At 70.9% G+C, this 10,316-nt stretch carries 7 protein-coding genes; 6 read left to right on the top strand and 1 reads right to left on the bottom strand.

What is annotated here, in order from left to right; all coding sequences use genetic code 11:
• Nucleotides 1–277: 277 nt before the first annotated feature.
• The 3 genes from rsmA (at nt 278) to JAO81_RS40720 (ending at nt 3,582) form a co-directional block, all read left to right on the top strand.
• Nucleotides 278–1,165: a 16S rRNA (adenine(1518)-N(6)/adenine(1519)-N(6))-dimethyltransferase RsmA gene (gene rsmA / locus JAO81_RS40710; protein ID WP_199553055.1), complete on the top strand. Its 888-nt coding sequence runs from the start codon at nt 278–280 to the stop codon at nt 1,163–1,165.
• Nucleotides 1,162–2,067 carry a 4-(cytidine 5'-diphospho)-2-C-methyl-D-erythritol kinase gene (locus JAO81_RS40715; protein WP_199553056.1) on the top strand — a complete coding sequence of 302 codons (906 nt, stop codon included), beginning with the start codon at nt 1,162–1,164 and terminating at the stop codon, nt 2,065–2,067. The genes rsmA and JAO81_RS40715 overlap by 4 nt, the downstream gene beginning before the upstream one ends.
• An 84-nt stretch (nt 2,068–2,151) precedes the next feature.
• Nucleotides 2,152–3,582, top strand: a complete 1,431-nt coding sequence (locus JAO81_RS40720) for an acyltransferase (RefSeq protein WP_199553057.1) — start codon at nt 2,152–2,154, stop codon at nt 3,580–3,582.
• Here the strand turns inward: JAO81_RS40720 and JAO81_RS40725 are convergent.
• Nucleotides 3,575–4,273: a lipoprotein gene (locus tag JAO81_RS40725; RefSeq protein WP_199553058.1), complete on the bottom strand. Its 699-nt coding sequence runs from the start codon at nt 4,271–4,273 to the stop codon at nt 3,575–3,577. The genes JAO81_RS40720 and JAO81_RS40725 overlap by 8 nt on opposite strands.
• A 153-nt stretch (nt 4,274–4,426) precedes the next feature.
• Here JAO81_RS40725 and JAO81_RS40730 point away from each other — a divergent pair, with 153 nt between their 5' ends.
• The 3 genes from JAO81_RS40730 to JAO81_RS40740 all read left to right on the top strand — a co-directional run bounded on the left by JAO81_RS40730 (nt 4,427) and on the right by JAO81_RS40740 (nt 10,270).
• Nucleotides 4,427–6,247 (top strand): ABC-F family ATP-binding cassette domain-containing protein, encoded by a 1,821-nt coding sequence (locus JAO81_RS40730; RefSeq protein ID WP_199553059.1) that lies wholly within the window; start codon nt 4,427–4,429, stop codon nt 6,245–6,247.
• A 248-nt stretch (nt 6,248–6,495) separates the two neighbouring features.
• Entirely contained in the window at nt 6,496–8,301 is a 1,806-nt protein-coding gene (locus tag JAO81_RS40735; RefSeq protein ID WP_199553060.1) for a PQQ-binding-like beta-propeller repeat protein, read from the top strand.
• Between the two features lie 85 nt (nt 8,302–8,386).
• The gene (locus tag JAO81_RS40740) at nt 8,387–10,270 is read left to right on the top strand and encodes a PQQ-binding-like beta-propeller repeat protein (protein ID WP_199553061.1); all 1,884 of its coding nucleotides are present in this window, start codon (nt 8,387–8,389) and stop codon (nt 10,268–10,270) included.
• The last annotated feature ends 46 nt before the right edge of the window (nt 10,271–10,316 follow it).

Raw genomic sequence — 10,316 nt, forward strand, 5'->3', positions numbered from 1 at the left:
GGGGGGGGGGCCGTGGTGGGGGGGGGGGGGGGCCCCTGCGGCGGGCTGTTTCCCCCTCCCCGCCCCTCCCCGAACCCGGGGCTCCGCCCCGGGCCCCTTCATCCGAACTTCGTTCGGATCTGCTCAATCGCCGCAGGGGCTGGGTTTGCCGGACCGGTTGGGTGTGCCGGACCGGTTGGGTGTGCCGGACCGGCTGGGTTGCCGGGCCGGCCGGGATTGCCGGGCCGGCTGGGATTGCCCGTGCGGGAGAGTGTGAGGTGACCCGTAATCTGGACTCGTGAGCACCACTGAGTCCGACGAGACGGGCGCCCTTCTCGGGGCCGCCGACATCCGCGAGCTGGCCGCAGCGCTTGGCGTGCGGCCGACCAAGCAGCGCGGGCAGAACTTCGTCATCGACGGCAACACCGTCCGCCGTATCGTGCGCACCGCCGAGGTGCGTCCCGACGATGTCGTCGTCGAGATCGGCCCGGGGCTCGGTTCGCTGACGCTCGCGCTGCTCGACGCGGCCGACCGCGTCACCGCCGTCGAGATCGACGACGTGCTCGCCGGTGCGCTGCCCGCCACGATCGCCGCGCGGATGCCCGAGCGCGCCGACCGGTTCGCCCTGGTGCACTCGGACGCGATGCTCGTCGAGGAGCTTCCGGGCCCGGCCCCGACCGCCCTGGTCGCGAACCTTCCGTACAACGTCGCCGTGCCCGTGCTGCTGCACATGCTCGCGACGTTCCCGACCATCGAGCGCAGCCTCGTCATGGTCCAGGCGGAGGTCGCCGACCGGCTCGCGGCGGCGCCCGGCAACAAGGTGTACGGCGTGCCGTCGGTGAAGGCCAACTGGTACGCGGAGGTGAAGCGGGCCGGCTCGATCGGGCGCAACGTGTTCTGGCCGGCGCCGAACGTGGACAGCGGCCTCGTCTCGCTGGTGCGGCGCAAGGAGCCGCTCGAGACCACGGCCACACGGCAAGAGGTCTTCAAGGTCGTCGACGCGGCCTTCGCGCAGCGCCGCAAGACGCTGCGTGCCGCGCTCGCCGGCTGGGCGGGTTCCGCGGCCGCCGCGGAGGCGGCCCTGGTCGCGGCGGGTGTCTCGCCGCAGGCGCGCGGGGAGGCGCTGACCGTCGAGGAGTTCGCCCGTATCGCCGAGAACAAGCAGGTCGTGGAGGCCGGCGCGTGAGTGTCACCGTACGAGTGCCGGCCAAGGTCAACGTCCAGCTCGCGGTCGGTGCCGCGCGCCCCGACGGCTTCCACGACCTGGCCAACGTCTTCCTCGCGGTCGGCCTCTACGACGAGGTCACGGTCACCCCGGCGGCGGAACTGAAGATCACCTGCTCGGGCCCGGACGCGCACCAAGTCCCGCTCGACACCTCCAACTTGGCCGCCCGCGCCGCGATCGCGCTCGCCGCCCGGCACGGTCTGTCCCCGGACGTGCACCTCCACATCGCCAAGGACATCCCCGTCGCCGGCGGCATGGCGGGCGGCTCGGCGGACGGCGCCGGCGCCCTGCTCGCCTGCGACACCCTGTGGGGTCTCGGCTCGACCCCGGAGGAACTGCTCGACATCTGCGCCGAGTTGGGCAGCGACGTGCCCTTCTCGCTGCTCGGCGGCGCGGCGCTCGGCACGGGCCGCGGCGAGCTGCTGCAGGCGCTGCCGGTGGGCGGGTCCTTCCACTGGGTGTTCGCGCTCGCGGACGGCGGGCTCTCCACGCCCGCGGTGTACGGCGAGTTCGACCGGCTGACGGCCGGCACCGTCGTCCCGGAACCGGTCGCGTCCCCCGCCCTGCTCGCCGCGCTGCGGGACGGCGACGCGACGGCGCTCGCCCGGACCGTGGTCAACGACCTTCAGGCCGCGGCCCTTTCGCTCTTCCCCGCGCTGGCGCGGACCCTGGCGGTGGGCTCCGATGCGGGGGCGCTCGCCTCGCTGGTCTCGGGCTCGGGCCCGACGACGGCGTTCCTGGCGAAGTCCGCCGGGTCCGCGGACGAGATCGCCTCGGCGCTGCTCGCCTCCGGGACCTGCCGTGCGGTCCGGCTGGCGTCCGGACCGGCCGACGGCGCGACCGTGGTGGCCCCGGCCGTCTGACGCCCGGGGCCGCAGGGGTACTCAGTCCCGGGATGAGTACCTGAGCCCTGACCGGCCGCCCCCGTGACGCGCGACCGTATCCGCATGGCATCAGACGTGCGCGTACTCGCGGAGAACACACCGGCCACCAGGGACCGGTACATGGACCTGCTCCGAGTGGCATCGCTCGGGACCGTGGTGCTCGGGCACTGGCTGATGGCCGCCGTGAGCACCGACGCGGCGGGACAGGTCCAGCTCGGCAACCTGCTCGCCGAAGTCCCGCAACTGCAGCTGCTCACCTGGGCGTTGCAGATCATGCCGGTGTTCTTCTTCGTCGGCGGGTTCTCGCACGCGCTCTCCTACCGCTCCCTGGAGCGGAAGTCCGATGACGGCTCCTCGGTGTACGCGGCCTTCCTGCGCGCCCGGCTGCAGCGGCTCCTGCGCCCCACCATGGTGTTCATCCTGGTGTGGGGAGCGGCGGCACTCCTGCTCCAACTGGTCGGCGGCAGCCCGCACTTGGCCGATGTCACGCTGCGGCTCGTGACCCAGCCGCTGTGGTTCATAGGGATCTATCTCGCGATGGTCGCCTTCACGCCGCCGCTGCTCAAGCTGCACGAGCGGTACGGGTGGGGTGCCTTCGGCGGTCTGGTCGCCGCGGCCGCCGCGGTGGATCTGCTGCGGTTCGCGGCCGGGGTGCCGTACGTGGAGTTCCTGAACTTCGCGTTCGTCTGGCTCGCCGTCCACCAGCTCGGCTTCCTGCGCGCCGACGGCCGCCTTCGCCTTCCGTCCCTGCTCGCCGCCCTGGGTGTCGCCGGGGCGTCGGCGCTCGTGGCCTTCGGCCCGTACCCCCTGAGCATGGTCGGGATGCCCGGCGAGAAGGTCTCCAACATGGCCCCGCCCACCTTCGCCCTGCTCTGCCACGGCCTGTGGCTGGTCGGCGCGGTCGAGCTGGTGCGGCGTCCGGCGGCGCGGTGGCTGCGCAAGCCCAAGGTCTGGCGGACCGTCGTCGCCGCGAACGGGGTCTCGATGACCGCGTTCCTGTGGCATCTGACGGCCATGCTCGGGGTGTACGGGGTGCTGCTCGGCCTCGACGTCACGCTGCCCGCTCCGGCGAGCGCGGCCTGGTGGGCCCAGGTGCCGGTGCGGGTGCTCGGGGCGGCGGTCCTCACGGCGGTGCTCGTCGCGGCGTTCCGCAGCTTCGAGCGTCCCGCGGCCGCGCGCCCTGTCGGCCCGAGCCCGCGCCCTGTCGGCCCGAGCCCGCGCCCGGCCGACCCGAGCCCGCGCCCCGCAGGCGTGAGCGCACGGACCGGCGGTTCGGGGCCGCTGGCCGTGCTCGGCATCACGCTCTGCCTGTTCGGTGTGCTCGGGCTTTCGATGGTCGGCTACGGCGACCTTCTGGAGGGCCACTCGGCGATGCTGATCGCGTTCCGCATCACGGCTCCGGTCGCGGTCGCCATGGCGCTGGGCGGCTGGCTCCTGGTGGAACGGGCGGGCCGGGACGGTGCGCCGGCCCGGCCCGCACGGGCCGTCAGTTGACCTTCAGGGTCTGCTTGGCCAGCTCGTACGCGGGGAGCATCGCTTCGTGCTCCTGGGTGTCCATGCCGCCGAGCGCCACAACGACGATCCCCTCGGGCGTCCGGACCGCGAAGGCCCGCTCCGTCTTGGTCTCCTCGAGGAGCCGGCTGGTCGACTCGTACTCGACCTGCATCCCCTTCACGTCACCCGACGTGAAGGCGCGGTACATGTCGTCGGCGGGCTCCTCGTCCGCCGCCACGTACTTCTTCAGCACGTCGAGCGGGTCCGCGTCCGCGGTCACCGGTTCCTCGACGTACACGCGGATGAACCCGATGTTCCCGGCGGGCTTCGCGTCGATCTCGCAGCGTGCGATCACCGGACCCTGGACAGCGAGTTCCGCGAACTCGTCGTCGGGCGCGATGTCGATCTCCTCCGCCTTCCACTGTGCCGCGGTCTTGAAGGTCACGGGCAGCTTGCACGCCGAGCCGGCCGCTCCGACGCTGCCGCCGGCCTTGGCGGGCGGGGTGCTCTTCTCGCCGCCGGCGTCCGCGTCGCCGTTCTTCTGGTCGTCGGACTTCCCGGAGCCGTCGGACTTCCCGGCGCCGGGTGTCTTGCTGCCGGAAGCCTTCCCGTCGCCACCGCCCGAGCACCCCGCCACCAGGCCCGCCATCACAGCCGCCGCCAGGACTCCCCGTACAACCGAACCGCGCATGATCGTGCTACCGCCCCTTGAAAAGTGCTCCCGCCCCCCGGGAGATCGCCGAACGATAGCGCGCTCCGTGTGGCGACTACCCTGGTAGGTCGGTCGCGGAAGTCGATCGTCGAACCCCCGGTAGACCGTCGAACCCCCGGTACAGGAGTGAACGTGGCCGTCAATCTGGTCAATGTCGAGTCCGTGAGCAAGGTGTACGGCACCCGTGCCCTGCTCGACGGGGTCTCGCTCGGCGTCTCCGAGGGGGACCGGATCGGCGTCGTGGGGCGCAACGGCGACGGCAAGACCACCCTGATCCGCATGCTCGCCAAGCTGGAGGAGGCCGACACCGGCCGCGTCACCCACAGCGGCGGGCTCCGGCTCGGAGTGCTCACGCAGCATGACTCGCTCGACCCGGAGGCGACCGTCCGGCACGAGGTGATCGGGGACCTCGCCGACCACGAGTGGGCGGGCAGCGCCAAGATCCGTGACGTGCTGCAGGGACTGTTCGGCGGGCTCGACATGCCCGGCTTCCCGCAGGGCCTCGACACCGTGATCGGGCCGCTGTCCGGTGGTGAGCGCCGGCGGATCGCGCTGGCCAAGCTGCTCATCGCCGACCAGGACCTGATCGTCCTGGACGAGCCCACGAACCATCTCGACGTCGAGGGCATCTCCTGGCTCGCCCGGCATCTGCAGGAGCGCCGCTCCGCGCTCGTCTGCGTGACGCACGACCGGTGGTTCCTCGACCAGGTCTGCACGCGGATGTGGGATGTGCAGAAGGGCGATGTCTTCGAGTACGAGGGCGGCTACAGCGACTACGTGTTCGCGCGCGCCGAGCGGGAGCGGATCGCCGCGACCGAGGAGACCAAGCGGCAGAACCTGATGCGCAAGGAGCTGGCCTGGCTGCGCCGCGGCGCCCCGGCCCGTACCTCCAAGCCGCGCTACCGCATCGAGGCCGCCAACGAGCTGATCGCCGATGTGCCGCCGCCGCGCGACACCAGCGAGCTGATGAAGTTCGCGAGTGCCCGGCTCGGCAAGACGGTCTTCGACCTCGAGGACGTCTCCGTACAGGCCGGCGACAAGATGCTGATGAAGCACATCACCTGGCAGCTCGGCCCCGGCGACCGCATCGGTCTGGTGGGCGTGAACGGCGCGGGCAAGACCTCGCTCCTTCGCGCGCTGGCCCAGGCCGCCCGTACGCAGGGGGAGACGCAGCCTGTCGCCGGGCGGATCGCCGTCGGCAAGACGGTCAGGCTCGCGTATCTCTCGCAGGAGGTCGGGGAACTCGACCCCGGGCTGCGGGTGTTGCAGGCCGTGCAGCAGATCCGTGACCGGGTCGACCTCGGCAAGGGCCGGGAGATGACCGCCGGGCAGCTGTGCGAGCAGTTCGGGTTCAGCAAGGAGAAGCAGTGGACGCCCGTCGGGGACCTGTCCGGCGGTGAGCGCCGCCGGCTGCAGATCCTGCGGCTGCTCATGGACGAGCCCAATGTGCTCTTCCTCGACGAGCCCACCAACGACCTCGACATCGAGACCCTCACCCAGCTCGAGGATCTCCTCGACGGCTGGCCGGGCTCGATGATCGTGATCTCCCACGACCGGTTCTTCATCGAGCGGACCACCGACAAGGTGTACGCGCTGCTCGGCGACGCCACCCTGCGGATGCTGCCGCGCGGGCTCGACGAGTACCTGGAGCGCAGGCAGCGGGTGCTCGCCATGGAAACGGCCGCCACCGCCGCGGCCGCCCCGGTCGCCCCCGCGGCGCCGGTGCCCGGGAAGTCGGCCGCCGACCAGCGTGCGGCCAAGAAGGAACTGCAGAAGATCGAGCGGCAGTTGGACAAGGTCTCCGAGAAGGAGACCAAGCTGCACGCGCAGATCGCCGAGCACGCCACCGACTTCGGCAAGGTCGCCGGCCTCGACGCGCAGCTGAGGGAACTCGCCGGTGAGCGCGAGGAGTTGGAGATGAAGTGGCTCGAGCTGGCCGAGGACGCTCAGTAGAGACGTTCACACGGCCTTCACCGCCGCAGTAACGGCCGTATCACGGGCCGGTCCTCCCTTGGGAACAGGGGAGCGACCGGCCCTTGGCCTACTGCGGCCGAGTGATAGAAAGAACTCCCGCCGAAGTGAAGCAGAGTTGCGGGAACCATGCCCGATTCGCTCCTTTCCGGGGGGATTTGAGACCGCCAACGGAATTGCGGGGGAGGCCGGTCGGGCAGCGGGTTCCGCGTGATGAGGTAGTCCGAACGATGAGCCAGCCGCCCCAGCCGCCAGGACCGCCGTCCGGGCCCCCCGGGGGATTCGGGGGACCGCAGCAGCCGCAGCAGCAGCCCGGCACTCCGCCGCCGCCCGCGGGCCAGCCCCCGGCTCAGCCCGGTTACGGGTATCCGCAGGGCCCGCCCGCCGACCCGTCGCAGTCCGGGCCGTATGCGCAGCAGGCGGGACCGTACGCCCAGCAGCCCGGGCCCTACGCCCAGCAGCCGGGCCCCTACGGGCAGCCGGCCGGCCCGTATCAGCAGCAGCAGCCCGGTTACGGCTACCCGCAGCAGGCCCAGTACCCCGGCGCTCCCGCGCCCGGCGGTCCGGGCGGTCCGGGCGGTCAAGGCGGCGGTTTCGGGCGGTTCTTCAAGGGCAAGCCCGGGGCGATCGTGGCGGCGGCCGTGGCCGGGCTCCTCGTCATCGGCGGTGGTGTGTTCTTCCTCGTACGGGGAGACGACAAGCCGAAGGAGCCCGTCGCCAAGCCGAGCGCGGACGGCAAGAAGGACCCGAAGCCGTCCGAGTCCGTGGACCAGGGCGACGGCAAGGGCACCGGCAAGCAGGACGCGTCGATCAACGACGGGATCAAGGACGGCGAGGTCCCGGCCTGGCTCGCGATGAACGGCCAGGACGTACCGGGCAACGGTGCGGAGCTGTTCGACATCTGGACCCAGGGCGATGTGGTGGTGCAGGCCGCCTACCGCGAGGTCACCGCGTTCTCGGTGAAGGACGGCAAGGAGAAGTGGTCCGTCGAGCTGCCCTTCGAGGTGTGTGACACCCCGAAGCACCAGACGCCCGACGGCAAGGTCGTCATCGCGCACAAGTCCGGCACCAGCGACCGTGCGAAGTGCTCGCAGCTGATGATGATCGACCTCAAGACCGGCAAGGAGGGCTGGACCAAGGAGGTCAAGGCGGGTGGCGCGTTCGACAGCGTCATCTCGCTCGACCTGGTGATCTCCGGGGACACCCTGCTCGCAGGACGCGATCTGTCCGCAGTGGCCTACCGCGTCAGCGACGGCAAGGAGATCTGGCAGGCGAAGAAGGAGGACTCCGGGGTCTGCTTCCCGACCGCGTACGCGGGCGGCAAGAAGCTGCTCGGAGTCGACCACTGCGGCGCCAGTTCGCCCAACGAGCACGAGCGGCTCAAGGAGTTCGACCCCGTCACCGGCAAGGTGAAGTGGCGCTACGAGATCAAGAAGGGCTGGAGCGTCAACCGGGTCTACTCGGAGTCGCCGATCGTCGTCTCGCTCACCAACGACGAGGACAAGTCCTGGTCGATCGCCGCGTTCACCGACGCCGGCAAGCTCCGCTCGCAGCTGGACGGCGGCAAGGACAGCTTCCGCCAGCAGTGCGGTGGCCTGGGCATCGGCAGCGAGAACTCCCAGAGCTGCGACGGCATGGTCGCCGGCGGCGACACCTTCTACATGGCCACCGAGCCGAAGAAGTCCGGTGACTACAACCGCGTCAACGAAGTCGTCGCCTTCGACCTCGCCACCGGCAAGCCCAAGTGGCGCTCCAAGGTCGACAATCGCCAGGTGCTGCCGCTGACGGTGGTGGGCTCGGACCTCATCGGGTACGTGGACGCCACCTACGACACCGGCGGCCAGATCGTGAAGTTCGGGCCGAACGGCGGAAAGCCGACGGTGCTGCAGAAGCACTCCAGCGGTGCGCAGTCCGTGGAGAGCTCGATGTTCAGCGGACCGCTCGCCTATGCCGACGGCCGGTTCTTCATGACGTCCTCACGTCTCATGGGTGACGACGGCGAAGAGGAAGCCCGCATGCTGTCCTTCGGCAAGTGACGTCCTGGACCCGGTCGTTCACACGGCCGGGTCCCCGCACCAGTCCCCGCCCCGACTTCCCGTATCACCAGAGGTAGAGATCCCCATGTCACAGCCGCCCCAGCCACCCCAGCCGCCCCACGACGGTGCCAACGACCAGCCTCAGGGCTTCGGTGCGCCGCAGGAGCCCGGTTACGGCTACCCGCAGACTCCGCCGCCCCCGGCCGGCCAGCCCGCGACCCCGCCGCCGCCGGCCGGGCCGCCGGGCACCCCGCCGCCCGGCCCGCCCCGTTACGGCTACCCCCAGGCGCCGGGCCAGCCCGCACAGCCCGGGTACGGCACCCCCGCGCCGGGGCAGGTCTACCCGACCCCGACCCCGGGCCAGCAGATCGGGTACGGCCAGCAGGCGGCCGGCCAGCAGCAGCCGTACGGGACACAGCAGCAGCCGTACGGGACACAGCAGCAGCAGCCGTACGGCACGTATCAGCAGCAGCCGTACGGGAGTTACCAGCAGCCGGGCACCGTGCCGATGGGTGCGCCCGGCGGCGGTGGCGGCAAGAAGCTCAACACGCAGATGATGATCATCATCGCGGCCGTGGTGGCGGTCGCCCTGATCATCGGCGCCGGCGTCTTCCTCGCCTCCGGCGACGACGAGGGCGGCAAGAAGGACGAGTCCAAGCAGGGCCAGACCGACGGCGGCAAGGGCGGCGGCGAGGAGGGCAAGGGCGGCGGCTCCGGCAAGGAGAAGAAGCCGGCGAGCACCAAGGGCGCCGTCCTCTTCAACGTGCCCGCGCCCGAGGTGAAGGGCGACGACGCCATCACCGTCAAGGGCTCCTGGCTGACCGAGAAGACCTACGCCAAGGTCGGCGTGTACGAGATCGTCGGCTACAACCCGGACAGCGGCGAGAAGCTCTGGACGATCCCGCTCGACGGCGAGGTCTGCAGCGCCTCCGAGCACGTCAGCGCGGACGGCATCACCGCCGTCAACTTCCACAACGCCAAGCCCACCAAGGAAGACCCGTACCCGGGGTGCACCGAGGTGGCCGCGCTCGACATCGACAACGGCAAGAAGCTCTGGCAGGAGCAGGCCAAGGCCGGTGACCAGGCGATCAACTTCAGCCAGGTGACCGTCGGCGGCAACCTCGTCGCCGCGGGCAGCACCAGCGGTGGTGCGGCCTGGGACCTGAAGACCGGCGGCATCAAGTGGGAGCCGCGCGCCGGCGACAAGTGCGTCGACCAGGGCTACGGCGGCGGCAAGACGCTGGTCGCGATCAGCCGCTGCGGCAGCGACTTCGACAAGGCGCCGCGCAAGGTGCAGCCGCTGGACGACGCGGGCAAGCCGATCTCCTCGTACACGCTGCCCTCGGGCATCCAGTGGGCGCACATCCCGTCCACGGACCCGCTGGTCGTCGCGGTGGACTCCACCGGTGAGTCCAAGGGCCCGACGGACTACTTCTCCATCGACGCCAAGACGGGCAAGCTGCGCAGCAAGATCGCGGTGGACCCGGAGAAGATGGACAGCGACTGCGACGCCACCAACGTGGAGCCCTGCTCCCACATGGCGGTCGGCAACGACCACCTCTACCTCGCCACCCGCGAGCACGAGGGCGGCGGCGAGTACGGCATGACCAACGAGATCATCTCGTACAACCTGGCGACCGGTAAGGAAGGCGGCCAGAAGGCCGACGCCGGCGACAAGTACTCGATGTTCCCGCTGCGCATGGACGGCGGCAACATCATCGCGTACAAGGTCCCGCCGTACGACAAGGGCGGGCAGATCGTCAGCATCGACGGGAAGACCTTCGAGCAGACGGTGTTCCTGGAGAACCCGTCCGACGAGGCGGTCCGTGACGCGGAGACCAGCTTCTCCACGTCGCACGCCGAGTACCGCTATGCGAACGGGCGGCTGTTCATCTCGGACGTCTTCGCCAGCAAGCCGCTGTCGTCGGACGACAAGAACTACCTGGTCGTCGGCCTCGGCGCGAAGTAGCGACAGCCGTACCCGCCCGCGCCGGAACAGCCCTGCCTTTCAGGGC

Source organism: Streptomyces sp. N35, from assembly GCF_016464295.1.
Lineage (GTDB): Bacteria > Actinomycetota > Actinomycetes > Streptomycetales > Streptomycetaceae > Streptomyces.

What these genes read in the sequence shown, in the direction of transcription:
- JAO81_RS40720 (WP_199553057.1), top strand. Translation starts at nt 2,152, where the DNA reads ATGGCATCAGACGTGCGCGTACTCGCGGAGAACACACCGGCCACCAGG.
- JAO81_RS40725 (WP_199553058.1), bottom strand. Translation starts at nt 4,273, where the DNA reads ATGCGCGGTTCGGTTGTACGGGGAGTCCTGGCGGCGGCTGTGATGGCG.
- JAO81_RS40735 (WP_199553060.1), top strand. Translation starts at nt 6,496, where the DNA reads ATGAGCCAGCCGCCCCAGCCGCCAGGACCGCCGTCCGGGCCCCCCGGG.
- JAO81_RS40740 (WP_199553061.1), top strand. Translation starts at nt 8,387, where the DNA reads ATGTCACAGCCGCCCCAGCCACCCCAGCCGCCCCACGACGGTGCCAAC.